Origin of the sequence: Kibdelosporangium phytohabitans (genome assembly GCF_001302585.1) — a bacterium.
GTDB lineage: Bacteria > Actinomycetota > Actinomycetes > Mycobacteriales > Pseudonocardiaceae > Kibdelosporangium > Kibdelosporangium phytohabitans.
Map to the genome: position 1 here is coordinate 8,015,072 of NZ_CP012752.1, position 24,528 is coordinate 8,039,599.

The window sequence follows — 24,528 nt, forward strand, 5'->3', positions numbered from 1 at the left end:
TATTCCACGTTGTGACACAGATTTCACGACAACTTGTGAAAGCTCAGCGGACTGTTGACAGGATCCGCTCTTGACAAACCGGCAGGTTGCGTACTCTCAGCCGGCGCGGCCATGATCGGGGTGGTGAGCGAGCCGATCGACGAGCACTTCACCCGTACGGTGCAGGCGCTGACCCCCAACGGCGGCAACGGTGACGACGGCGAAGGGTTGCTGGAGCTGTTCGATTCCCAGCTCGGCAGCAGGCACATCGACATCGCCGCCCGCGAACTCGGTGGTCAGGGCCAGGGTTTCTACAGCATCGGTTCTTCGGGCCACGAAGGCAACGCCGCTGTCGCCGCGGCACTGCGACCGACCGATCCGGCGTTGCTGCACTACCGATCGGGTGCGTTCCACATCGAACGAGCACGCCAGGTGACCGGCGTCGACCCGCTGCTGGACATCCTGCTCGGGATCACCGCCGCGGCCGACGAACCGATCTCCGGCGGCAGGCACAAGGTCTTCGGAAACGCCGCCATGTCGGTCATCCCGATGACCTCCACCATCGCGTCGCACCTGCCGCGCGCGGTCGGACTGGCACTGGGTGTCCAACGCGCGGCGAAAATCGGCCTGCCGGCACCGTGGCCGCATGACGCCGTTGTCGCATGCACGTTCGGAGATGCGTCGGCCAACCACTCGACCGCGCTCGGCGCGCTGAACGCGGCACGGTACTGCGCGTTCCAGCGGCTGCCGCTGCCGGTGCTGTTCGTGTGCGAGGACAACGGCATCGGGATCAGCGTCCGGACGCCACCCGGCTGGGTCGCCGAAGTGCACGCGGGCGCGGGATTGGAGTACTTCTCGGCCGACGCGACGGACCTGTCCTCGGTCGTGCCGGTCGCGGGCGAGGCCGTGTCATGGGTCCGCGCCAACCGGGCGCCCGCCTTCCTGCACCTGCGGACCGTCCGGCTGATGGGCCACGCCGGGTCCGATGTGGAAAGTGCGTACCGGTCGCCGTCCGAGATCACCGCGGACTACTCGCTCGACCCGCTCGTGCGGACCGCCGAGCTGCTGGTGTCGAAGGGCCTGCTGACACCGTCCGAAGTGCTCGAACGCTACGAGGCCAAACGCGCCGAGGTGCGGCTGCGGGTGCGCGACGCCGTGTCGCGGCCCAAGCTGGCAGGCGCGAAGCAGATCATGGCGCCGCTCGCCACCTCCACAGTGGACGCACCATTTGTCCCGGTTTCGGGCACTTTGGCGCAGGGCATCAACCAAGCGCTCGGCTGGATACTGGCGTCGGACCCCGGCGCGCTGCTGTTCGGCGAGGACGTCGGCCGCAAGGGCGGCGTGTACGGCGTGACCCGCGGCCTGCACAAGAAGTTCGGCCCGGCCAGGGTGTTCGACACCGTCCTCGACGAACAGTCCATCCTGGGCACCGCGCTGGGCACGGCACTGGCCGGGTTCCTGCCGATCCCCGAGATCCAGTACCTGGCCTACGTGCACAACGCGCTCGACCAGATCCGCGGCGAAGCGGCGACCATGCGGTTCTTCTCCAACGACCAGTACCGCAACCCGATGATCGTGCGGATCGCGGGCTTCGGCTACCAGAAGGGCTTCGGTGGCCACTTCCACAACGACAACTCGATCGCGGCGCTGCGGGACATCCCCGGCGTGCTGATCGCCGCCCCGGCCCGCGCGGACGACGCGGCAGCGATGCTGTACACGTGCGCGAGCGCGGCCCGCACCAACGGTCAGGTATGCGTCTTCCTTGAACCCATTGCGCTCTACCACACGCGTGACCTGTACGAACCCGGCGACAACGGCTGGCTCGCGTCGTCGTCGGAGTCCGCGCCGGTCGGCCGTGCCCGGATCTACGGCTCGGGCACCGACCTGACCATCGTGACGTTCGCCAACGGCGTGCCGATGAGCCTGCGCGTGGCCCGTCGGCTCGCGGCGCGTGGCATCGCCGTACGAGTGCTGGACTTGCGCTGGATCGCGCCGCTGCCCGTGGCGGACATCCTGGCGCACGCCAACGAGACCGGCCGCGTTCTCGTCGCCGACGAGACCCGCCGGACAGGTGGCGTGTCCGAAGGTGTCTGCACGGCGTTGCTCGACGGCGGGTACCGCGGCGCGCTGCGCCGGGTCACCAGCGAGGACTGCTTCATCCCGCTCGGCCCGGCCGCCCATCAGGTGTTGTTGAGCGAGGACACCATCGAGCAGGCAGCGTCGGACATGGTCACGGGTTGAGCCGTGCGCTCGGCAGGATCATGGACCGGGCGTCGAGCCGTTGAGCGAGCCCGCCGTAGCTGAGCATCAAGTCGGGGACGCGCTGCAACCGCGTCGGGTCGAGGCTCGTCGGGTACCCGACGAGAGTCACGAGTGCGGCGGTCTGCTGGTCCACGGACGCGTAACCGCGGATGGCTTGTTCCACCGCGGTGCGGTCGGTGGCGGCGATCGCCGCGCCCCGGATGAGCGCTCGCTGGAACGCGGCGATGGTGTTCGGGTTCTGCCCCGCGAACTTCTGGGTGGTGGCGTACCCGGAGATCGGGATTTCCGCGGTGGGGCCGGAAGCGGCGTCGAACAGCGGCAACGCGCCGTATCGTTTGGACACGTCCGTGATGTACGGCTCGGACAGCAGGGCCGCGTCCACAGTGCGGTTGCGCAGCGCCTCCCCCATCTCCGTGTAGGGCATCTCCACGAACGTCGGTGCGGCGACGTTGACACCGCTCGTGCCCAGCACGGACTTGATGGTCAGGTCCGCGAGGCTGTTCGCGGTGGTCACCCCGACGCGTTTGCCCGACAGGTCGGCGGGCCTGCGCAACTGCGAATCCTTGGCGACAAGCACCATCCACGTGCGCGGGTTGGCGTAGTAGCCGTCGGCGACGAACCGGACGGCCACGGTGGCCTTGGACTGCGCGGTGAAGAACGAGACGTAGTTGCCGAAGACCAGGTCGAGCTCACCCGAGGCCATCGACGGGATCGCGGCGCCGGCGCCCTGGATCGTGACGAACTCGACCTCAAGGCCCTCCGCGGCGAAGAAACCGCGCTCGGCGGCCAGGAACACCGGCGCCGCACCGAGAACGGGCAGCACGCCCAGCTTGATCCGGTTCTTCTCCACAGGTAGACGATCCGGAGTGGACCCACCTGTGCACGCCGTCAGAACGACGACCGTCAGCAACGCGATCAGCCGACCACAACGCCGGAACCAGCACACGAAGAACTACCGCCAATCCAGTTGTCCCCTGTGGAGGGAGACCCAACTCGACCGGCGCCCGGCAGGCAAGCAAAACGTGAGCTGTAACGCCGTCAGAACGAGGAAATCGGCCCGGACCAGCGTCTGACCACTATCAACAGAATGCACGGCGTGCTACCGCAACGGGGGATGGCGAACCGAGAACCATTCTGCCAGTGGATGTGTTCGTACCAACGGGATTGTCAGACAATGACAACCGGCCAGCCCGGCTGCTTCTGGTGCCGATCGCGGTCGAACAACGCGGCGGCGCCCGCCAGCGCGAGTTGCGAGATCACGCAGGCGAACCGTCTTTGTTGCCACGCAGTGAAAAGCAGGCCGTGGTGCGCGGCCAAGTGAAGCGCGAGCACGGCGTGCCCGACATCGTGCGCACGACGAAGTGCCGGCACGCCGTGCGAAAATCACGCACCACCATCAAAGCCCGTCCCTCGTCCATCCCGACCCATAGAACAAGATCGGCCCAGAAATCCTCGTGAGTGTTTAGTCCGGTTCTAACCGGACTAAACACTCACGAGGATTTTTACGGGTTGGCGGGGAGTACTGGGCTGTGGGGGTGACCGCCATGCCGCACCGAAGATGGCCACCGCCATGCGATCCTGCCTCGCCCCGCGGAAAACCCGCGTCGAGCAACGCTGACGACATGAACTAGCCCAGTGACCGACGAAGCTTGCCGAACTCCTCCGCCAGCGCGGGCAACTGGTAGTGCGCGTTCAGACCCGACGGATTGGGCAGCACCCACAACCGCGACGGACCGAGACGCTCGTCCTGAGCGCCGATCGTCGCCTTCGGACGACCGAAGCCCATGCGATAGGCGCCGATTCCCACCACCGCAACCGTTTGCGGGGCGTACTCGACGGCCAGCGCGGTCAGGATTTCGGCCCCCTGGACGAATTCCTGACCGGACAGTTCGTCGGCGCGGGCGGTCGGTCGAGCGACCATGTTCGTGATGCCCAGGCCGTGGTCGAGCAAGGTGAACTGCTCGGACGGCTTCAACAACCGCGGTGTGAAGCCGGACAGGTGCAGCGCGGGCCAGAACCTGTTGCCCGGCCGGGCGAAGTGCTGCTTGAGCTGAGCAGACAAAAGCCCCGGGTTGATTCCGCAGAACAACACGGAAAGACCCGGGGCGATGATGTCCGGTATGCCGGTCAAACGGTGAAGCCCAACGCGCGCAGCTGCTCGCGTCCGTCCTCGGTGATCTTCTCCGGGCCCCACGGCGGCATCCAGACCCAGTTGATCCGGAAGTCCTCCACGAGCCCGCCACCCGGCCCACCGGTCAGCGCGGTCCGGGTCTGGTCCTCGATCACGTCGGTCAGCGGGCACGCCGCCGACGTCAGCGTCATGTCGATCGTCGCGGTGTTGTCGTCCTCGACCTTGATGTCGTACACCAGGCCCAGGTCGACCACGTTGATCCCCAACTCGGGGTCGACCACGTCACGCATGGCCTCCTCGAGGTCGTCGATCGCCGCGACATCCGCCTTCGGCGTGACCTCGGGCATGCCCTCGGCGCCGCGCACCACGTCCTGCTCGCTCATCGGGCGTCCCCTTCCGCTCGTACGACCGCGTCCTTGAACGCCATCCAACCAAGCAACGCGCACTTCACGCGCGCCGGGTACTTGGCCACGCCCGCGAACGCGACGCCGTCCTCCAGCACGTCCTCGTCCGGCTCGACCTGGCCCCTGCCCTGCATCAGCTCGGTGAAGGCATCCAGGGTCTTGAACGCCTCCCCCACGCTACGCCCGACGACCAGATCCGTCAGGACGGACGTCGACGCCTGGCTGATCGAGCAGCCCTGGCCCTCGTACGACACGTCCTCGACCGTCTCGCCGTCCAGCTTCACCCGCAGCGTCACCTCGTCCCCGCAGGTCGGGTTGACCTGGAAGGACTCCGCGTCGAACGGGTCACGCAGGCCGCGGCCGTGCGGGTTCTTGTAGTGATCCAGGATGATCTCCTGGTACAGCTGCTCCATCTGCATCGTCAGCTCACCCCGAAGAACCGTTTGGTCTCCTTGACCCCGTCCACCAGCGCGGTGACGTCGTCGAGGTCGTTGTACAAGTAGAACGACGCACGCAGGCTCGCCGGAATTCCCAGACGCCGGTGCAACGGCCACGCGCAGTGGTGCCCGACGCGGACCGCCACGCCCTGGTCGTCCAGGACCTGTCCCGCGTCGTGCGGGTGCACGCCGTCGATCACGAACGCGACCGCGCCGCCGCGGTCGGTCATGTCCGCCGGCCCGATGATCGTCACGCCGGGGATCTCCGCGAGACCACGCAGAGCGGCCTCGGTGAGCGCGTGCTCGTGCGCGGCGATCCGGTCCATGCCGACCACCGACAGGTAGTCGATGGCCGCGCCGAGACCGATCGCCTGCGACGTCATCGGCACGCCCGCCTCGAACCGCTGCGGCGGCGGCGCGAAGGTCGAGCGGGCCATCTGGACCATCTCGATCATCGAGCCACCGGTGAGGAACGGCGGCATCGCCTCGAGCAGCGAACGCCGCCCGTACAACACGCCGATCCCGGACGGGCCGACCATCTTGTGCCCGCTGAAGACCGCGAAGTCCACACCGAGGGCCCGGAAGTCGACCTTCTGGTGCGGCACGGACTGGCACGCGTCCAGCACTGTCAGCGCGCCGACTTCCTGCGCCTTGGCGACCAGCGGCGCGACCGGGTTGACCACGCCGGTCACGTTGGACTGGTGGGTGAACGCCACGACCTTCGTCTTCGACGTGACCAGCTCGTCGATGTTCGACAGGTCGAGACGGCCCTCGTCGGTGACACCGAACCACTTCAGCGTCGCACCGGTGCGCAGCGCGAGCTGCTGCCACGGCACGAGGTTCGCGTGGTGCTCCATCTCGGTGATGACGATCTCGTCGTCCGGCCCGAGCAGGAACCGCGCGGCCTCGGGCCCCGCGATCGACGCGTTGCTCATCGCGTACGCCACGAGGTTGATGCCCTCGGTGGCGTTCTTGACGAACACCAGCTCGCCCGGGTCGGCACCGACGAAGTCGGCGATCTTGCGCCGCGCGTCCTCGTAGGCCTCGGTCGCCTCTTCGGAGAGCTGGTGCGCACCGCGGTGCACAGCCGCGTTGGAGGTCTCGAGGAACTCGCGTTCGGCGTCGAGAACCTGCCGCGGCCGCTGCGAAGTCGCGCCCGAGTCGATGTAGTGCAACGGTTTCCCGTCCCGGACCGTCCGCTGCAGGATCGGGAAATCCTTGCGGATGGCCGCTACATCAAGACTGTCGGAGGTCACTGTGCGACGGCTTCCTCGCGCTTGCCGGTGAACCGCACGTAGCCCTCGCTCTCGAGCTGGTCGGCGAGCTCGGGGCCGCCCGACTCGACGATCTTGCCGCCCGCGAAGACGTGCACGAAGTCCGGCTTGATGTAGTTCAGGATCCGCGTGTAGTGCGTGATCAGCATGACGCCGACCTCGCCGGACGCGCGGTAGCGGTTGACGCCCTCGGACACGACGCGCAGCGCGTCGACGTCCAGGCCCGAGTCGGTCTCGTCGAGGATCGCGATCTTCGGCTGGAGCAGGCCCAGCTGCAGGATCTCGTGGCGCTTCTTCTCACCACCGGAGAAGCCCTCGTTCACGCTGCGCTCGGCGAAGGCCGGGTCGATGTCCAGGTCGGACATCGCGGTCTTGACCTCCTTGACCCACGTGCGCAGCTTCGGCGCCTCGCCGCGCACGGCGGTGGCCGCGGTGCGCAGGAAGTTCGACATCGACACGCCGGGGACCTCGACCGGGTACTGCATGGCGAGGAACAGGCCGGCGCGGGCGCGCTCGTCCACGCTCATCTCCAGCACGTCCTCGCCGTCGAGCAGGACCTGGCCGGAGGTGACCTCGTACTTGGGGTGCCCGGCGATGGCGTAGGACAGGGTGGACTTGCCGGACCCGTTGGGGCCCATGATCGCGTGGGTCTCGCCCGCCTTGATGGTCAGGTTGACGCCGGACAGGATCTCCTTGTCGACCTCGTCGGCGACGACCGAGACGTGCAGGTCCTTGATCTCCAGGGTGGCCATAACTCTCTGATTTCTCCGTATACCGCAGTCAGTTCAGGGTGGTGGTGGGGTCGACGTAGACGTCGTCGCCGTCGACGCGAACCGCGTAGACGTCCACGGGTTCGGTCGCGGGCGGGGAGGAGGGCTGCCCGGTGCGCAGGTCGAAGCACGAACCGTGCAGCCAGCACTCGATTCCCTTGCGGGTGACCTCGCCCTCGGACAACGACAGCGAAGCGTGCGAGCACTCGTCTCGCAGGGCGTGCACCTCGTCGCCCTCGCGCACCAGCACGACGGCGACGTCGCCGACCTCGACGGCAAGGGGCTTCTTGTCGTCCAGTTCGGACAGTGCACAGGCCCGTATCACGCGCCGACCGCCTCGAGCTCGGCCTCGATCGCCGCTTCGAGCCGCTCGCGCAGCTCGGGGACGCCGATCTTGACCAGGATCTCGTGGAAGAAGCCGCGCACGACGAGGCGGCGCGCCTGCTCCTCCGGGATTCCCCTGGCCTGCAGGTAGAACAGCTGCTCGTCGTCGAACCGGCCGGTGGCGCTGGCGTGCCCGGCGCTGACGATCTCGCCGGTCTCGATCTCCAGGTTCGGCACCGAGTCGGCGCGGGAGCCGTCGGTCAGGATCAGGTTCCGGTTCAGCTCGAACGTCTCGGTGCCCTCGGCGGCCGCGCGGATGAGCACGTCACCGATCCACACCGTGTGCGCGCCCTCGCCCTGCAGCGCGCCCTTGTAGACCACATTGGACTTGCAGTTGGGCACCGCGTGGTCGACGAACGTCCGGTTCTCGAAGTGCTGCCCGGCGTCCGCGAAGTACAGGCCCAGCATCTCGGCGTCGCCGCCGCGCTCGGTGTACGTCACGGTCGGCGAGAGCCGCACGATGTCGCCGCCGAGGGTGATCGTCGTGTGCCGCAGGGTCGCGTCCCGGCCCAGCTTGTTGTGGTGCGACGACACGTGCACCGCGTCGTCGGCCCAGTCCTGGACGGACACGACGTTGAGCCGGGCGCCGTCGCCGACGATGAACTCCACGTTGTCCGCGTACGTCCCGGAACCGCTGTGGTCGACGACCACGACGGCCTCGGCGAACTGCTCGGCGCGGACCTGCAGGTGCCCGTAGGCAAGCTTGCCCTCGCCGGGACCGGCCACCTTGATGAAGATGGTGTCCGGCCGGGCTTCCTTGGGGATCGTGACGACCGTGGCGTCCACAAAGGACGACCAGGCCTGCGCGGCGATCCGGTCGTCCGGCGTGCCCGCCGTGCCGAGCCGGTCGTCACCGCGCTGGACGGTCTCGACCTTCACCTCGCCGGCGGCCTCGACCGTCACGGTGACGGCGCCGTCGGCGGCTGCTCCACTGTGGAGGCCGCGAAGGCGCTTCATCGGCGTGAAGCGCCAGATCTCCTCGCGGCCACCGGGTACCTCGAACGCGTCCACGTCGAACGACGCGAACTGCGCCGCACGGGAGGAAGCGGGAACGACAGCACCCGCGCCGTGCGAGTGCTCCTTGACTAGCTCCGCCATGTCAGCCGACGGCCCCTTCCATCTGCAGCTCGATCAGGCGGTTCAGCTCGAGCGCGTACTCCATTGGCAGCTCACGCGCGATGGGCTCGACGAACCCGCGGACCACCATCGCCATCGCCTCGTCCTCGGTCAGGCCGCGCGACATCAGGTAGAACAGCTGGTCCTCGCTGACCTTCGAGACGGTCGCCTCGTGTCCCATTTGGACATCGTCCTCGCGGATGTCCACGTAGGGATACGTGTCCGACCGGGAGATCTGGTCGACGAGCAGCGCGTCGCACTTCACAGTGGACTTGGAGTGGTGCGCCCGCTTGTTGACCTGGACCAGGCCGCGGTACGACGTGCGGCCACCGCCGCGGGCCACCGACTTCGACACGATGGTCGACGAGGTGTGCGGCGCCATGTGCACCATCTTGGCGCCGGCGTCCTGGTGCTGGCCCTCGCCCGCGAACGCGATCGAGAGGACCTCGCCCTTGGCGTGCTCGCCCATCAGGAACACCGACGGGTACTTCATGGTGACCTTGGAGCCGATGTTGCCGTCGACCCACTCCATGGTCGCGCCCTCTTCGGCCTTGGCGCGCTTGGTGACCAGGTTGTAGACGTTGTTCGACCAGTTCTGGATGGTCGTGTAGCGGCAGCGGCCGCCCTTCTTGACGATGATCTCGACGACCGCGGAGTGCAGCGAGTCGCTCGAGTAGATCGGCGCCGTGCAGCCCTCGACGTAGTGCACGTAGGCGTCCTCGTCGACGATGATCAGCGTCCGCTCGAACTGGCCCATGTTCTCGGTGTTGATCCGGAAGTAGGCCTGCAGCGGGATGTCGACGTGCACCCCCTTCGGCACGTAGATGAACGAGCCGCCGGACCAGACCGCGCCGTTGAGCGCGGAGAACTTGTTGTCACCGTGCGGGATGACCGAGCCGTAGTACTCCTGGAACAGCTCCGGGTGCTCCTTGAGCGCCGTGTCCGTGTCCAGGAAGATGACGCCCTTCTCCTCCAGGTCCTCGCGGATCTGGTGGTAGACGACCTCGGACTCGTACTGGGCGGCGACACCCGCGACGAGGCGCTGCTTCTCCGCCTCGGGGATGCCGAGCTTGTCGTACGTGTTCTTGATGTCCTCGGGCAGGTCCTCCCAGCTCTGGGCCTGCTTCTCGGTCGAGCGCACGAAGTACTTGATCGAGTCGAAGTTGATGCCGGACAAGTCGGCGCCCCAGTTGGGCATCGGCTTGCGCTCGAAGAGCTGCAGGCCCTTGAGCCTGCTCTCGAGCATCCACTCGGGTTCGCTCTTCTTGGCAGAGATGTCCCGAACGACGTCCTCGTTCAGGCCACGGCGAGCGCCGGACCCAGCCACATCGTTGTCCGCCCAGCCGTACTCGTAGCGACCAAGGGTCGCCAGAGTCTCGTCCTGGGTCATGGGCACAGCTGTGGTGGGAGTGCGCTGCTCGGCAGCGGCAGTCATGCGGGATTCCCTCCATCCGGGATCGGTGGGCCTAAGGAGGTGGAATAAGGCTCCACCGGTATGTGCGTCGTGCACGCGGCGTCGCCACGTGCGATGGTCGCCAGCCGCTGCACGTGGATGCCGAGCAGGTCGGCGAACGCCGCCGTCTCGACCTCGCACAGCTGGGGGAACTCGGCCGCGACATGCGCCACCGGGCAGTGGTGCTGGCACAGCTGTTCTCCCGCCCCGACCTTGCGAGTCGAGGCAGCGTAGCCCTCGCGGGTCAGCGCGGTGGCAAGGGCCTCCGCTTTCTCCTGCGGCGTGTCCGCCGAGGTCACGGAGGTCCGGTGTGGATCGACGAGCGTCTTGATCCGGCGTTCGGCGAAGGCCTTCACGGCGTCCTGCCCGCCCGTCTCGGCGAGGAACCGGATCGCCGCGACGGCGAGGTCGTCGTACGCGTGCCCGAACCGCGCCCGGCCCGCCTCGGTGAGCAGGAAGAGCTTGGCCGGACGGCCACGCCCACGCGCCTTGCGCTGCGGGGCGTCCCTGGTGCACGCCTGGCCGTCGACCAGGAGAGCGTCGAGGTGCCGCCGCACCGCGGGACCGCTGAGCTTGAGCTGCTCGGCGATCGCCACCGCGCTCACCGGGCCCTGCTCGAGCAGCAGCCGGGCGACGGCGAGCCTCGTGCTGCCGTCGGCCGCCTGCTGAGCGGGTCCGGTGTTTTTCACAACACTGATGTTACCTAATTATCTCGAAGCCGCTCAACGAGGGTCTGCCGTGACCCGCGTCATGTTCGATGGCCCGAACCGGCGACGCTCAGTAGCCTCCGACTCACCTGTGCGTAGTCAGTGCTCTGAGAACCTCGCGGGCCTCACCCCGGCACAACTCGCTCCACCTGGCGAGTGATCTCGCTGCTTTCACCCGAACGTGCCACGGCACGGACTCGTCGTGCGCCACCTCGCGCGCCACGATGGCCGCTTTCTCCCGGTAGTCGCGGCGCAGTTCGGCCATGGTGGTGGCGGCTCTGAGGCGTACGCCTTGTCGGAGATTGCGCTCTTTTGTCATGGCTGCCAGTGATCTGGCGGCTTCGCTCGTGTCCACGCCACCGATAGTCTTGAGAACCTGGATCCGCACCAGCGGGTTCTCGGCAGTGCGCAGGCGCCTCAACTGCCGCAGGAGTTGCAGCCGCAGATCGGGCCTGGCTTTGGCCAGCGTTGCCGCCGCCGCCACGCGGGCGAGCGTTGGCAGGTCCTCGTCAGCAACCATTGCCCGCAAGACCGGGGCGGCGAGTTCCCGGCCACGCTCACCGAATCTGAGCAGGTCACGGGCCGCTCGCCAGCGCAGCGCGCTCCGACAGCCGGACGTGGCGATGCCGTGCAGGACATGGGCGCCCGCGGCCCGATCGGCGATGTCGTAGTCGCGGAGCTTGTCAGCGGCGAGCCACCTGATGGGTGCCGGGGCGCGCGGATCGTCTCGCATCGCCCGTACAGGCTCCAGGCCGTCGTGTTCGCACAGGGCGAAGTGGATCTCGACTTTGAGGCAGTCAGCGGTCCTGCTGTCGTCCAGCACGGCACGCAGGACGTCCACCACGGACTCAGCGAGGCCCGGCATCAGGTACAGCAATTGCCCGACCGCGTTGACTCGCTGTCGCCACGAACCGTTGCGCGCGGCTGTCATCGCTTCGTCGGCCACTCGGCGGCGAGCGGACAAGCTCAGATCGCAGAGCTCCCGGAGCGCGTAGTCCGCCCCCTCGCTCATCTCGGCCAGCAGGCGCAGCGCCGCCGGGATGTGCCGTGGCGAAAGCCTGGCCAGCGCCACTGCGGCGTCAGCTCGCTCGGCCGCGGAAGTCTCCGGCGCGGCAAGGGCTTCCCGCACGACAGCTTCGGCTTCGTCGGCCAGCCAGGGATTGGCCCACGCGGTTATGCCGCCGACCCGGTCCTTCGCCGGGAGCGTCGAATCAGCGAGCAACGACCGCTTCATCGTCATCGACGGTTTACCGCGCAGCCGGGAGTGCAGGTCGACGCGCGTCCTGTCCGGTGTCTCGGGGTGTGTCAGGAGTGCCAGCGCCTCCGGCTCGATCTGCCCCGAGCGGCCGAACTGGGGCCACCAGTTCACGCCGCACGCACGTTCCTCGCCGGTGAACTCGGTGCTTGCGACGAAATGACGGAGCATCGCCATCGCCATCGCTCTGGATGACTCGTCCAGGTGCACGAGCTGCGACGCAGCGACGCAGCGTTCACGGATCGGCTGACGTTCGTCTTCCAGCACAGCCCTGTGGAAGACGACGGACTGCTCGAAGGCGTCCGGATCGAACTCGGCCAGGTCCGTGACAGCGTCGGTGCGCCAGTAGAAATCCAGATACTCGTCAGCGGCCTGCGCTCGCAACTGCGCCAACGCCTCGCTACGCGCATCCGGTTGGTTACGAGCGAGCAGACACGCCGCTTCCTCCTGGACCACCCTGCGAACACCTTGGGCCGACATCAGAAGCCGAAGTCGCGGCAGGACATCCGCACCCAACCTGGCGAGCTCGGCAACTCGCATGCCCCACGCGTACCCTTCGCCGTGGTGGTGGGATCCCAGTACCAGGTCGGTAACCATCCCGAGCTCCGGCGGGTGCGCACGCGCCAACGTGACAGCGGCTTCCAGCCGCGGGCTCACATCTGTCGCATCGTCGGTCACGACGCTTCGCAGCGCGTCGACGATCTCCGGATCAACCGGGCAGCCCAACCGCAGCACCGCGTCAGCGACGTGGCACACCTCGGCCGCGGTCGTGTCCGTCGCGCGAATGACGGCTGCGAGTTCCGCTCGAGAAGCGCCGCTGAGCTTCGTCATCATTCCCACGACAGACGGCAGGTCGCGAACAGGCAGATCAGGCGAGCGGAGAAGTCCGACGACCACGGCCACCACGGTCTGGTGGTGCCGCCTGCCGAGTTGCAGGAGTCTGAATGCGGTGCCGACGCGGAAAGCACCCTTGCGACCGGTGTCGCGGACCACCGCCGCCAGAACCTCGGCAACCGAATCGCGGTCGTCATCCCCGGCCAGGACCGACGGCCGGTTGTCATGCTCCTGCCAAGCCACCGCCACATCCGGGCCGAGCAGCGCGAACAGCTGTCGGGACGCCTCCCGTGAGAAGGCGACACCAGTGTTGCGCAGGGCAAACCATGCCTGCGCCCGGATGCCCGGGTCGGGTGCGGTCGACGCGATCGACCGCAGGTGATCGGCGACCTCGCCGTGGAACTCCGGGCCGAGCCGGTTGAGCTGGGTTCCCGCCTCACACCGCAGATCCGGCAGTTCGCTGAGGTCCGCGAGCAGCTCTCGCAACGCGGCCACAGCGGAGTCCCGGTAGGGCGGCCCGAACTCGGCGAGCTTGCCGAGCGCTCCTGTCTTCTCGAACGACGCACTCCTGCCGTCACGCACCAGCCCCAGGAGGACCGTCGCGGTCTCGGCTCGGTACTCACTTCCCAAGTCGGCGAATGCCTGTGCCGCCCAGTAGCGGTTGTTGGTGGTGGCGAATGGATCCGCCACCACTTCGCGGAGCACGCCGACAGCCTGCGGTCGCATGCCGAGCTCGGCGAGCGCCTCCGCGAGGTCGGGCTTGTCGCCTGGCCGGAGAGCGAACTCCACCGTCATCGCCCGTACGAGGTCAGCCGCGATTTTCCGGTACTGCGGCCCCAGCTTGGCCAGAGTCCTCGCCGCCCGGCACCGGTTGGTCGGCTCGGTCCGCCGATCGGTGACCACGTCGCACAACGCGCCGGCAGCCTCGACCAACTGGTCAGCACCGAGGGACGCCAACCCCAGCGCTGCGTCCCTGGCCGGGAGGGAGTGCGGGATGCCCGCGATGACCGAGCGGAAGACGTCAGCGCACCGGCCGTGGAACTCGACCCCGATCTCCACCAGGCCGTTGGCCGCTTCGACCAGATCGTCGTCCGGTGTCATGGGATCGTCGAGCAACGCCACCAGCGACTCGACGGCGTGCGTTCGGGCCGCGCCGTCGAAGTTGGCCAGCACCAACGCCGCGTTCCGGCACTGCCGTGCGCTGGCGGCTGGGTCGGCGAGGATCGCACGCAGGCCCCGTTCGGCGGTTTCCCGTTCACCGCCGCAGTCCGACAGTGCTTCGGCGGCGGCGAGGCGGTGCCTGATCACGATCGACTCGTCGTCCACCACCAGTCTCAAATGGACGACCGCCTCGGCGGATTCGTCGCCGTGCAGCCGTGTTGCCAGCGCAGTCGCGGCTTCCACGCGGGACTCCCACGGGCTTTCCGCGTCTCGCATGATCTCGGCGAGCCAGTCGGTGATTCCGGGGTGGTGGGCCGCGCGGCTGCTTCGCTGCAGGATTCTCAGCGCCGGGTGCTGGCTCGTTTTCGCCCATGCCCTCGCTTTGGCCAGGAACGCGTCGACCACCTCGGTCGACGCGGGGATGTGCCACGCGAGCAACCTCGCGGCAAGAAGGTGATCATCGGCATGGCTTCCGTGCAGCCATCTGAGCAGTGTGTCTGCTTGGGTGGCGTGCAGTCTCGCGTAGTGCAGGAGCACCGCGCGGGCGTATCTGCCGCGTCCGTCGGGACGGGCGGCGTGCAGGAGCCGGGCGAACTCCGGGTGCTCCGGTGTGAACGAGTCCGGCAACAGGCGGGCTTTCGCCGTGGCGGCAAGGTGTTCGGCGAAGCTGTGGTGCAGGAAGCGCAGGTCGTCGCCGCGCCGGGTGACCGGGCCGACCGCCGCCAGGTAGGCGACCACGTCCTCCCCCGGTGAGTCCGGCAGGTGCCGGGCCGCCCAGTCGAGGGTCGCCGCCACGAGCGAGGTGTCGGCTTCGAGGCGCACCACGCCCAAGTGCTCCAGCAACGCCCCACAAGCGTGGTCGAAACGCTTCAGCTCGGTGGTGTGCGCTGAGCGCAGGTACTTCAGGTACGCCTCGTACAGCGAATACTGGTTGTCGGGCAGCGGGCGGTCGTCGTACTGCTCGAAGATGATCGCCGCGATGGTGGCCAGCAGCGGCACGCGCACCAACTCGTCGAGATGCGCCGCACGGATCTGGCGGACGAACCGCTCCCCCAGGTCAGAACTCTCGAACCAGTTGCAGGCGAAGTGGCGCAGTGCTTCCTGGTCGAACGGTTGCAGTTCGTACCGCGCGGCGCCGACTCGTTGCAGCGGGGCCAGTGCCGCGCCTTCGATCGGCCGGGTCGTGAGCACGATCCGATAGGGCGAGTCGTCGTCCGACGCCCAACTGGCCAGGATACTGACGAGCTTGTCCCGTAGCGCGCTGTCCGCGACCTCGTCGAGCCCGTCGACCAGCATCAGCCAACGGCAACCCGCGATCCGCTCCCGCAACACAGCTGGCTCGACCGGCTCGGCCAATCGGGCGCCGTACTCCACGTGCACGCTCTGTGCGACTGCCTCGGGGAACGGCAGGGCTAGACGGGACGCCAGCTCGCGAGCTGTCAGCCGCAGCGGCACAACCGGCTCAGCCAAGGGTTCCGGACCGGTGCCCGTCCACCTCATGGCCACGTCTGCCGCCAGGCGCAGTGACAACGTCGACTTGCCCTGGCCTGGGCCGCCGGTTACCAGAAGGTGGTTGTCGCCGTCCAGTGCCTCACGGACCGTCCGGGATGGCGGGCGCACCGCCAGGCGGGCTACCGGTGGGTTCGGGGAGTCGATCAGCTGCCCCCGGCTGTCCAGGATCGGTTCCGGGCGTGTCTGCTCGGACGTTTTCTCCGTGCCTGTTCCGAGGCCTTGGCGTACGTACACCGTCGCCAGTGATGGCCGTCGTGCTCCTGGCAACCGGTACGGCAGTTCCTGCGCCGTCTGGATCTGGGCGCGCAGCAGGTAACGGACCTCCGAGGGGAGTTCGGGCAGCTCCGTCCAGCCGGCCGGGGGTGGTGTGCGCGGGCGCGGGGGCTTCGCGGCGTGGAAGTGGACGTCGCCGTGAATCGCGCCTGCCTGGACGACGGGACCGTGGAACGTGCCGTCCATCCGGTTGCCCGACACATGGCCCCCTTCGCTCACGGTCGGACAATCGTGCCACAGTCGGGCTATGGATCTGAGGGCGGCGCGTCCGGACGAAGCCGGCGCGCTCAGTGGGCTGACGATGCGTTCCAAGGCGCATTGGGGCTATGACGCCGCGTTCTTGGCTGCCTGCCAAGATGTGCTCCGGCTTCGGGCCGACGAGATCGTCGCGCGGCGCACGGTGGTCGCCGAGCGGGACGGCACGACCCTCGGTGTGGCCACTTTGGACGGTGAGCCGCCCGACGGGGAACTCGGTCTGCTTTTCGTGGAGCCGAAGGCGTTGGGGCGCGGTGTCGGGCGTGTGCTGTACCGGCATGTGCTGGCCGAGGCGGCGCGGCTGGGATTCACGCGGGTGCGGATCGAATCCGACCCCCACGCCGAAGGCTTCTACCTGGTGATGGGAGCGGAGCGGCAGGGCACACACCGTGGCATGCCCGTGTTCTTGGCGTGGCCGGTTCGCCCGGAGCCGTCCTGGGCGGTGGCCTGGGGCGCGGGCGGTCCCACGGTCCACGTCGGCAACGTCGCCGAGTTCAACGGCCAGTTCACCGGCCGGGTGCGGGGTCCCGACCACTACTCCTGCATGGCCGCGTTCTGCGGTCAACGGCCCGCGATGATCGTTCTCCCCCAACAGGTCGACGACTGGTGGGGCCGGCACGCCGGTGCCGTGCTCGGGTGGGGCGACGTGGAGGTGCGCGGCGGGATCGCCGACGACGGCCGCGTGTCCAAGGCGATCCTCGATCAGCCGGAGCTGGTGGAAAATCTCACTTCCCGCGGATTCCCGGTGCTGCCGTGGGGCCGGACAGCGGCTTTCGACCCGATTTCCCCGTCATCCCCGGGCGTGCTGGCGGCCATCGGCCGCTACGAGTCCAAAAGGCACGCGCACGCGCTGTTCACCTCGCTGGCTTCCGAGCACCCCGGAATCGTGGTCCCCGCGCAACGGCCCGCCGGATCGCGTCGCGCGCTCGCACGGGATCTGGCCGGCGGGACGAAGGTGGTGCTGAAGAGGGAGTACGGCGTCGGCGGGTCCGGGACGCTGATCGTGTCCCCTGAGACGAAGGGGCTTCGTGCGCTGGCGCGGCGGTGGGCGGATGGCGTGCTCGTGGAGGAGTACGTGGAGGGATCGGACCTGAACCGCAATCCCACCTTCGACGCCGTCATCGATCCCGGCGGTGAAGTGCACCCGGTCGGTGCCGGGCTGATGGACGTCGACGCAACCAGCTACCGCGGAGTCACCGTCGGCCCGGGTGTCCTGCCCGGACCGCTCGCCGACACGGCCGTCGAGTTCGGGATCGCGGTCGGCCGGATCTTGGCCGCGGAACACTACCGGGGTTGGTATGACGTCGATTTCGTCACCGACCAGTCAGGTCGCCTCGCTCCGGTCGAGATCAACCTGCGGCTCACCGGACCGGCCGTCGCGTTCCACGTCCAAGCCGCCCTTGACCGTCTGCGCGGAGGACACCACTTCGTTCGCACGCTCGACTGGTTGCCGCTCGGTGCGCGGCTGCCCTCAGCGGCATTGCGCGCACACGTCGGCCACGTTTCCCAGCGCTGCCAGGAATTCGGTGCGACTCTGCTGGTCACGATCCCGACAGCGGCGTTCGATCCCGTCCCCTACCTGGGCGTGGCGGTCGCTGCCCGTAGCAGCCAGGCGCTCACGGAGGCGGAGAACGCCGTCCGCGACGCGAACGCGGCGCTGGGCGAGATGTTCGGCGACCTGCGAGTCACTCCACGCGACGCTCCCGCAGCGCGAAGGCGACGAGCACGACCGCGGCGATCATCAAGGTGATGTTGAACGCGTAGACGAGGACGGCCTGCCGGCCCCAATCAGTCTTGGCGGCGAGCCGGTAGAAGTTGTCCTGAGGCCACCATGCGACGAGCAGCCAGACCACCGACAGGTGGGCGAGCGAGGTCAGCCACGGCGGACGTCCCATCCGGGTCAACCGCCCGCGGCCGAACAGCAGGAAACTGACTCCCAAGCCGAACGACAGGCATTCCGCCACGTAGAGGCCGGTGAAAAGCCCGGCGTACGGCTGGGGCACCACCGACAGATCAGTGGAGCCGGGCCAGAACACGGTGGTCATCACGAACGCGAGCACACCGACGAACACCGCCACGATCAACGAGAGCCCCGCCAGCGGCACGTCGCCCATGTCGAACAGCGCCTCCTTGCCGCCCGCTGCCCGGCCGGGCAGCACCGGCAGCGGCAGCCCTTTGCGGTCCAGCTCACCGGAACTGGTGCGGGGCAGTTCCTGCACCGGTATCACGGCCTGGGGAATCCGCTTGGCGGGCAGCCGGGGCGCCGACAGGAACGCCCGGATCGCTGCCGGATCGCTGCTGCCATTGGTAACGACGTACGCGACGAGCGTGTTCGTCCGTTCCCCTGTCTGGATCCTGGTGACCACGCACGCTCGCACCGCTGGGTGCTTGCGGAGTTCCGCTTCGACATCCTCGTAGGTCATGACACCACGCCCCTCGCCCGGCAATCGGACAATCGTGCCACAGTTGGGTTATGGATCTTCCACTGCTGCAGTTCGATTCGACCGGGGTGGGGATGTACTCCCCGTCAGCGCCGAAGTTGTCGGAGCCATGGCCGGAGCGGGCCGTGCTGTGCTTCTTCCGTGAGCAGATCGCGGCGCTGGTCGAACGGGGTGCGGCAAGGCGGGTTGGCCAGTTCACCGTCGAGATGGGTGGGCATGGCATCTACATCACCGAGGATTCCGCCGGTGAACGTGTGGCGTTGTTCCACCCGACCGTGGGCGCGCCGTCCGCTGTGCACCACTTGGAACGCGCGATCGCCGGTGGTGTGCGGAGTCTCGTCGTCTGCGGTGGTACCGGTGCGCTGGTCGAACTGGCCGTGGGGCACGTTGTCGTGCCGTCCGGTGCGATCCGGGACGAAGGCACGTCGTTTCACTACGCCCCACCGGGCGCGAGCATCGACGCCGATCCGGACGTGGTCGACGCGTTGGCCGGATTGCTTGCGGAGCAGTCGGTCCCGCACGCGGTCGGGCTGACGTGGACGACCGACGCGCCCTTCCGGGAGACCCCGGCCATGGTGGCCACCCGCCGGGACCAGGGCTGTCTCCTCGTCGAGATGGAGGCGTCCGCGTTGCTGGCCGCGGCCCGGTTCCGCGGCGCCAAGCTCGGTCTGCTGCTGTACGCGGGCGACGACTTGAGTGGCAAGAAATGGGATCTGCGGAACTGGACCGCGAGCGACGCGCGCGCCAAGCTGCTGCCGCTCGCGATCGAGGCCACCGGGCGGTTCTAAGCCGCCAACGCCTGTTCCACGTCGGCGATCAGGGTCTCCGTGTCCTCGATGCCGCAGGAGAACCGCAGCATGCCCGCGTCGATCCGCGCGTCGGCCAGTTCCTGCTCGCTCAGTGAGAAGTGCGACGAGTTGAACGGCGCGCTGACCAACGTCTCCACGCCGCCGAGACTCGTCGCCTCGGACGCCACGCGCAGCCGCCGCATGACCGCCAACGCGCGGTCGTTTCCGCCGTGCACAACGAAACTCACCATCGCCCCGTCGCCGGGGTAACGCACGGCGGCGACGTGCGGGTTGGCACGCAGCCGCTGCACCAGTGCTCGTGCGGTGGACTGGGCGCGGTCCATCCGGATTCCGAACGTCTGCAGGCCGCGCCACACCAGGAAAGCCGCGTGCGCGTCGAGGCACCCGCCGAGCGTGATGACCCGGCGCTGGAGTTCGACGATGGTCTCGCGGTCGGCGACGACGGCACCGGCGATCACGTCGGAGTGCCCGCTGAGGAACTTGGTCGCCGAGTGCACCACGATGTCCGCGCCCAGCCGCAACGGATTCACCGTGTACGGCGTGGCGAAGGTGTTGTCGATGACCAGCTGGGCGCCGGCTCGGTGCGCCAGGGAAGCCACCGTGGCTATGGCGGTGAGTTCCAGTTGCGGGTTGGACAGCGTCTCGGCGTAGACGATCGTGGTCGGCGCGGCGTCGATCGCCGACCGCCACGCGTCGATGTCCGCCGCGTCGACCATGGTCACGTCGAAACCCAGCGCGGGCAGGTCCCTGACGAGCAGGTCGCGGGTGTCGCCGTAGACCTGTCTCGCCGCGACGATCCTGCGGCCCTTCTGCAGCAGCGTCAGCAGTGTCGTGGCGATCGCGGCCATCCCCGATGCGGTCATCAACGCCGCCTCGGCCCCTTCCAGCTCGGCGATCTCCGCAGCGGCGGCGTCCACAGTCGGGTTGGCGAACCGGCTGTACCAGTGCTCGCCCAGGCCGTCGTTGGCCTGGATGTCCTTGTAGGCGATGTCGTCGAGGTAGAACGTGGCCGACTGGTAGATGGGCGGCACGACCGGCCGGGTGCGGGCGACGTAACCCGCCGATTTCGCTGGACGATTCATGTCACCGACCCTATGGCGCACCAAGCCGGATTTGGCGTCGACTAATCCAGCGAAAGGCACCATCCGCGATGGATAATCCAGTGATGGACGCGATCGACCGCACAATCCTCACCGAGCTGATCAGCGACGGACGGCTCAGCTTCCGTGACCTCGCCGCCCGGGTCCGGCTCAGCCCGACAGCCACCGCCGAACGGGTCCGCAGGCTCCAGGAAACGGGGGTGATCAGCGGTTTCCGCGCCGAGGTCGACCTGGCCGCACTGGGCAGGCCGCTGCGCGCGTTCATCGACGTCCGGCTGCGCCCCGGCCCGGACCACGCCGAACTGGAGGCCGGGCTGCTCGACCAGCCTGCCGTGCTCGGCGGTGTGCACGTGACCGGTCGCTGGGACTACACGCTGACCGTGGCGTGCCGGGACGTTGCCGAACTGGACGAGCTCGTGATGGCGATGCCCCGCGACCACGGCGTGGTGGAGATGAACACCCGGCTCGTGTTGCGCGAGCTCGCGGGCTCCGGCGTGGACGCCGTCACGCGGCTGCTGGGTTGAGGGTTCCGGCCATGACCGGGTTGGCCTGGCGATACCCTTCGGATCGTGGTGGTGAGCGAACCTGCGCCGGTTGACGTGGCGGTCCCGGCTGTCGTGGCGAAGCCACCGCCGTTGGACGAGAAGGACTGCCGCCAGCTCGACCTGATCCGCCGGTTCGGCACCATCGGCTCGCTGCTGCTGGTCTTCGGTTCGCTCGGCGCAGGCGCGCTGCCGATCTTCAACCCGCTGCCCAGCGTGCCCGTGCTCGGCTTGTTCGCCCGCATCCCCGCGGTGTCGCTCGGGATCGGCACGCTCGGCATGGGCATGCTCATCAGCGGCTGGCTGCTGCTCGGGAAGTTCGCCAAACCCGGTCGCTCGCGGCTGATCAGCCGGGCCCAGCTCAACCGCACGCTGATGATGTGGGGCGTGCCGCTGATCTTCGCCATGCCGCTGTTCTCCAAGGACGTCTACAGCTACCTGGCGCAGAGCTCGATCGTGTCGCTCGGGCTCGACCCGTACGAACTGGGCCCCGGCCAGGCACTCGGCCAGGACCACCCGCTCACCCGCGGCGTGTCCAACATGTGGCGCGACACGCCCGCGCCGTACGGACCGCTGTTCCTCTACCTCGGGCACCTGCTCAACTCCGTGACCGGCAACCACGTCGTCACCGGTGTCCTGACACAGCGGCTGCTGGCGATCGTGGGCATCGCGCTCTTCGTGTGGGCGCTGCCCCGGCTCGCCAGGCGCTTCGGCGTACAGCCGGTCACGGCGTTGTGGTTCGGCGCGGCCAACCCGCTGGTGCTGTTCCACCTCGTCGGCGGTGTGCACAACGAGGCGCTGTCGATCGGCCTGATGATGGCCGGTGTCGAGGTCTCGCTGCGGTACCTGCCGCGGCCCGGTGACCCACCGATCGCGTCGGCACGCCGGGAATGGACGTTCGTCCTGCTCGGCATCGCGGTCATCACGCTCGGCGCCGCCGTGAAACTCCCCGCTCTCGTGGCCGCCGCGTTCGTCGGCGTGCAGGTCACGCGCAGATGGGGCGGTGGCGTACCCCGGCTGTTCGCGGTCGGTGGCCTGTTCGTGGCCACGGCCGGGGTGACGATGACCGCCGCGTGCCTCGGTACCGGCCTGGGCTTCGGCTGGGTGGGCGCGCTGGACACACCGAGCCTGGTGCGCAGCTGGATGTCGCCGGTGTCCGAACTGGGCAACCTCGGCGGCGTACTGGGCATCACGCTCGGCCTGGGCAACCACACCACCGCGGTGCTGGAGATCTTCACGCTGCTCGGTTACGCCACCGCCGCGGTGATCACCGTGAAGATGATGTGGGACAGCCTCGCGGGCAGGCGCAGCGTGATGACCGGCCTCGGTGTCTCGCTCGCCGCGTTCCTCATCCTGCACCCGGCCATGCAGCCCTGGTACCTGCTGTTCCCGGCGATCCCGCTGGCCGCGTCACTGGCCGGGACCAGGCGTTTCCGGCGCCTGGCCACGATGGGCTGCACGGTCGCGTCGGTGCTGCTGCCGACCACGGGCGGCACGTTCGCGGGCCGTACGTACGTGATGGTGTTCGCCTACATCGCGGCGATCATCGTCTTGCTGGCGCTGCTTTTCTGGCTCAACCGGAGTGTGCCGCTGCTGCCCCGCAAGGTGACCCGCGTCGCTCCAGCCGAGGGGCCCAACGACACCGCGCCGGGCAACCCCTAGGCTATTCGGTTGTGAGCGCTTCCGAAGCCTGTCCTGCCGTCGAGGTGTCGGGACTGGTCAAGCGCTACGGCTCGACCACCGCCGTCGACGGCCTCGAGCTGCGGCTGGCGCGGGGCAAGGTCCTCGCGCTGCTCGGGCCCAACGGCGCGGGCAAGACCACCACTGTCGAGGTGTGCGAGGGGTTCCTGCGTCCCGACGCGGGCCGCGTGCGGGTGCTGGGTCTCGATCCGCGTGCCGAGAGCGACAAGCTGCGTCCCCGGATCGGCGTGATGCCGCAGGGCGGCGGGGCGTACCCGGGCGTGCGCGCGGGCGAGATGCTCAAGCTGGTCGCCTCGTGCGCCGCGAACCCGCTGGACACGGACTGGCTGCTGGACGTCCTCGGTCTGAGCAACGCGCTGCGCACGCCGTACAAGCGGTTGTCCGGCGGGCAGCAACAGCGGCTGTCGCTGGCGTGCGCCCTGGTCGGACGGCCCGAGCTGGTGTTCCTCGACGAACCGACGTCCGGGATGGACCCGCAGGCCCGGCGGCTGGTGTGGAACATGATCTCCGCGCTGCGCAACGACGGCGTGAGCGTGCTGCTGACCACGCACCTGATGGAGGAGGCCGAGAGCCTGGCCGACCACGTGGTGATCGTGGACCACGGCCGGGTGGTCGCCGAGGGCAGCCCCGCGCAGCTCACCACCGAGGACCCGGACACCCAGCAACTGCGGTTCAAGGCACGACCCGGGCTCGACACCTCGCTGCTGACCGCCGCGTTGCCCGAGGGTTGCCACGTCTCCGAGGCTGCTCTGGGCACATACATCGTTACCGGGCGCGTCGATCCACAGGTAGTCTCCACAGTGACGGCGTGGTGTGCCCAACAAGGAGTGCTGGCCGAGGAACTGCACGTCGGCCGGCGCAGCCTCGAGGACGTGTTCCTCGAATTGACCGGACGGGAGTTGCGTTGACGGCCACAGCCGCCTCCAACGGTGTCAACTCACGGTTCCCCGCCGGCACGTTCCGCCCGGCGCCCGGCGCCGGGAGCAGGACACGCATGCTGCTCGCGCACGCGCGCACGGAGACCAGACTGACACTGCGCAACGGCGAGCAGATCCTGCTCACGTTGCTGATCCCGATCGCGCTGCTGGTCGGGCTCACCCTGATCGACATCATCTCGCTGCCCGAGCCGCGGGTGGACTCGGTCGTGCCGCGCGTGTTCGCCCTCGCGGTGATGTCGTCGGCGTTCACCGGGCAGGCGATCGCGCTCGGCTTCGACCGGCGCTACGGCGTGCTCAAACGGCTGGCGGCGACCGCGCTCCCCCGCTGGATGCTGGCCGGCGGGCGGGTGCTCGCCGGGCTGACCGTCGTGGCCATCCAGCTGATCGTGCTCGGTGTCGTCGCGCTCGCGCTCGGTTGGTCGCCGTCGCTCGGTGGCGTGCTGTGGACCGTGCTGCTCGCGGTGCTCGGCGCGCTGGCGTTCGGCGCGCTCGGCGTCCTGCTCGGCGGGTCGCTGCGCGCGGAGATCGTGCTCGCGCTGGCGAACATCATCTGGTTCGTCCTGCTGCTCGCTGGCGGGATCATCGTGCGGGCCGGCTCGATGCCGTCCGGTGTCGCCGGGATCGTCGAGCTGTTGCCGTCCGGCGCGCTGACCGAGGGCGTCGACCTCGCGCTCAACGGCGGCGGCCCCGGCTGGCAGCCGCTCGTGGTACTGGTCGGGTGGGGCGCGGTGGCCGCTGTGGTGGCGGCACGCACGACTCGGCTGACCTGATGACGATCACTCGGCACGCT

General features: G+C 68.6%; 21 protein-coding genes. 8 read left to right on the forward strand and 13 right to left on the reverse strand.

The genetic code is table 11. The features are described from left to right. Positions 1 to 123 precede the first annotated feature (123 nt). Positions 124 to 2,220, forward strand: coding sequence for a thiamine pyrophosphate-dependent enzyme (locus tag AOZ06_RS36135; RefSeq protein WP_236951853.1), 2,097 nt, complete (start codon positions 124 to 126; stop codon positions 2,218 to 2,220). Here AOZ06_RS36135 and AOZ06_RS36140 read toward each other — a convergent pair. Then, a complete protein-coding gene (locus AOZ06_RS36140; protein ID WP_054293483.1) occupies positions 2,210 to 3,091 on the reverse strand; it encodes an ABC transporter substrate-binding protein in 882 nt (293 codons plus the stop codon). The genes AOZ06_RS36135 and AOZ06_RS36140 overlap by 11 nt on opposite strands. A 290-nt stretch (positions 3,092 to 3,381) precedes the next feature. Between AOZ06_RS36140 and AOZ06_RS60605 the strand changes: the two genes are divergently transcribed. Continuing rightward, positions 3,382 to 3,699 (forward strand): hypothetical protein, encoded by a 318-nt coding sequence (locus AOZ06_RS60605; protein WP_225952985.1) that lies wholly within the window; start codon positions 3,382 to 3,384, stop codon positions 3,697 to 3,699. A 169-nt stretch (positions 3,700 to 3,868) separates the two neighbouring features. On the opposite strand, the gene mug is transcribed toward AOZ06_RS60605, so the two are convergent. From mug to AOZ06_RS36195, 10 genes are all read right to left on the reverse strand, one after another. Next, positions 3,869 to 4,372 (reverse strand): G/U mismatch-specific DNA glycosylase, encoded by a 504-nt coding sequence (gene mug / locus AOZ06_RS36150; protein WP_054293485.1) that lies wholly within the window; start codon positions 4,370 to 4,372, stop codon positions 3,869 to 3,871. Beyond that, positions 4,369 to 4,755, reverse strand: a complete 387-nt coding sequence (locus AOZ06_RS36155; protein ID WP_054293486.1) for a metal-sulfur cluster assembly factor — start codon at positions 4,753 to 4,755, stop codon at positions 4,369 to 4,371. The genes mug and AOZ06_RS36155 overlap by 4 nt, the downstream gene beginning before the upstream one ends. Then, positions 4,752 to 5,195, reverse strand: coding sequence for a Fe-S cluster assembly sulfur transfer protein SufU (sufU, locus tag AOZ06_RS36160; protein ID WP_054293487.1), 444 nt, complete (start codon positions 5,193 to 5,195; stop codon positions 4,752 to 4,754). The genes AOZ06_RS36155 and sufU overlap by 4 nt, the downstream gene beginning before the upstream one ends. 2 nt (positions 5,196 to 5,197) lie before the next feature. After that, a complete protein-coding gene (locus tag AOZ06_RS36165; protein ID WP_054293488.1) occupies positions 5,198 to 6,469 on the reverse strand; it encodes a cysteine desulfurase in 1,272 nt (423 codons plus the stop codon). Then, positions 6,466 to 7,239, reverse strand: coding sequence for a Fe-S cluster assembly ATPase SufC (gene sufC / locus AOZ06_RS36170; protein WP_054293489.1), 774 nt, complete (start codon positions 7,237 to 7,239; stop codon positions 6,466 to 6,468). Before sufC ends, AOZ06_RS36165 begins: the two co-directional genes overlap by 4 nt. Positions 7,240 to 7,267: 28 nt before the next feature. Then, positions 7,268 to 7,582, reverse strand: coding sequence for a non-heme iron oxygenase ferredoxin subunit (locus AOZ06_RS36175; RefSeq protein WP_054293490.1), 315 nt, complete (start codon positions 7,580 to 7,582; stop codon positions 7,268 to 7,270). Further along, a complete protein-coding gene (sufD, locus tag AOZ06_RS36180) occupies positions 7,579 to 8,739 on the reverse strand; it encodes a Fe-S cluster assembly protein SufD (protein WP_054293491.1) in 1,161 nt (386 codons plus the stop codon). Before sufD ends, AOZ06_RS36175 begins: the two co-directional genes overlap by 4 nt. A 1-nt stretch (position 8,740) precedes the next feature. After that, positions 8,741 to 10,192 carry a Fe-S cluster assembly protein SufB gene (gene sufB / locus AOZ06_RS36185; protein ID WP_054293492.1) on the reverse strand — a complete coding sequence of 484 codons (1,452 nt, stop codon included), beginning with the start codon at positions 10,190 to 10,192 and terminating at the stop codon, positions 8,741 to 8,743. Beyond that, positions 10,189 to 10,899 (reverse strand): helix-turn-helix transcriptional regulator, encoded by a 711-nt coding sequence (locus tag AOZ06_RS36190; protein WP_236951854.1) that lies wholly within the window; start codon positions 10,897 to 10,899, stop codon positions 10,189 to 10,191. Before AOZ06_RS36190 ends, sufB begins: the two co-directional genes overlap by 4 nt. A gap of 103 nt (positions 10,900 to 11,002) precedes the next feature. Next, the gene (locus AOZ06_RS36195) at positions 11,003 to 16,171 is read right to left on the reverse strand and encodes an NACHT domain-containing protein (RefSeq protein ID WP_157233445.1); all 5,169 of its coding nucleotides are present in this window, start codon (positions 16,169 to 16,171) and stop codon (positions 11,003 to 11,005) included. A gap of 28 nt (positions 16,172 to 16,199) precedes the next feature. On the opposite strand from AOZ06_RS36195, the gene AOZ06_RS59230 reads away from it, so the two are divergent. Further along, positions 16,200 to 17,957: a GNAT family N-acetyltransferase gene (locus AOZ06_RS59230; RefSeq protein WP_083472158.1), complete on the forward strand. Its 1,758-nt coding sequence runs from the start codon at positions 16,200 to 16,202 to the stop codon at positions 17,955 to 17,957. Here the strand turns inward: AOZ06_RS59230 and AOZ06_RS36205 are convergent. Further along, on the reverse strand, positions 17,893 to 18,630 hold the full coding sequence (locus AOZ06_RS36205; RefSeq protein WP_054293495.1) for an AMP-binding enzyme: 738 nt from the start codon (positions 18,628 to 18,630) through the stop codon (positions 17,893 to 17,895). The two genes, AOZ06_RS59230 and AOZ06_RS36205, sit on opposite strands and share 65 nt — an antisense overlap. A 50-nt stretch (positions 18,631 to 18,680) precedes the next feature. Here AOZ06_RS36205 and AOZ06_RS36210 point away from each other — a divergent pair, with 50 nt between their 5' ends. Further along, positions 18,681 to 19,436 carry a nucleoside phosphorylase gene (locus AOZ06_RS36210; RefSeq protein WP_063810173.1) on the forward strand — a complete coding sequence of 252 codons (756 nt, stop codon included), beginning with the start codon at positions 18,681 to 18,683 and terminating at the stop codon, positions 19,434 to 19,436. Here AOZ06_RS36210 and AOZ06_RS36215 read toward each other — a convergent pair. Continuing rightward, positions 19,433 to 20,539, reverse strand: a complete 1,107-nt coding sequence (locus AOZ06_RS36215; protein ID WP_054293496.1) for a trans-sulfuration enzyme family protein — start codon at positions 20,537 to 20,539, stop codon at positions 19,433 to 19,435. The two genes, AOZ06_RS36210 and AOZ06_RS36215, sit on opposite strands and share 4 nt — an antisense overlap. A gap of 83 nt (positions 20,540 to 20,622) precedes the next feature. On the opposite strand from AOZ06_RS36215, the gene AOZ06_RS36220 reads away from it, so the two are divergent. The 4 genes from AOZ06_RS36220 to AOZ06_RS36235 all read left to right on the forward strand — a co-directional run bounded on the left by AOZ06_RS36220 (position 20,623) and on the right by AOZ06_RS36235 (position 24,508). Next, entirely contained in the window at positions 20,623 to 21,081 is a 459-nt protein-coding gene (locus AOZ06_RS36220) for an Lrp/AsnC family transcriptional regulator (RefSeq protein WP_054293497.1), read from the forward strand. A gap of 48 nt (positions 21,082 to 21,129) precedes the next feature. Beyond that, positions 21,130 to 22,761, forward strand: a complete 1,632-nt coding sequence (gene mptB, locus AOZ06_RS36225; RefSeq protein WP_054293498.1) for a polyprenol phosphomannose-dependent alpha 1,6 mannosyltransferase MptB — start codon at positions 21,130 to 21,132, stop codon at positions 22,759 to 22,761. Between the two features lie 11 nt (positions 22,762 to 22,772). Next, positions 22,773 to 23,708: an ABC transporter ATP-binding protein gene (locus AOZ06_RS36230; protein ID WP_054293499.1), complete on the forward strand. Its 936-nt coding sequence runs from the start codon at positions 22,773 to 22,775 to the stop codon at positions 23,706 to 23,708. Between the two features lie 86 nt (positions 23,709 to 23,794). After that, positions 23,795 to 24,508 carry an ABC transporter permease gene (locus AOZ06_RS36235; RefSeq protein ID WP_083472808.1) on the forward strand — a complete coding sequence of 238 codons (714 nt, stop codon included), beginning with the start codon at positions 23,795 to 23,797 and terminating at the stop codon, positions 24,506 to 24,508. Positions 24,509 to 24,528: the final 20 nt, after the last annotated feature.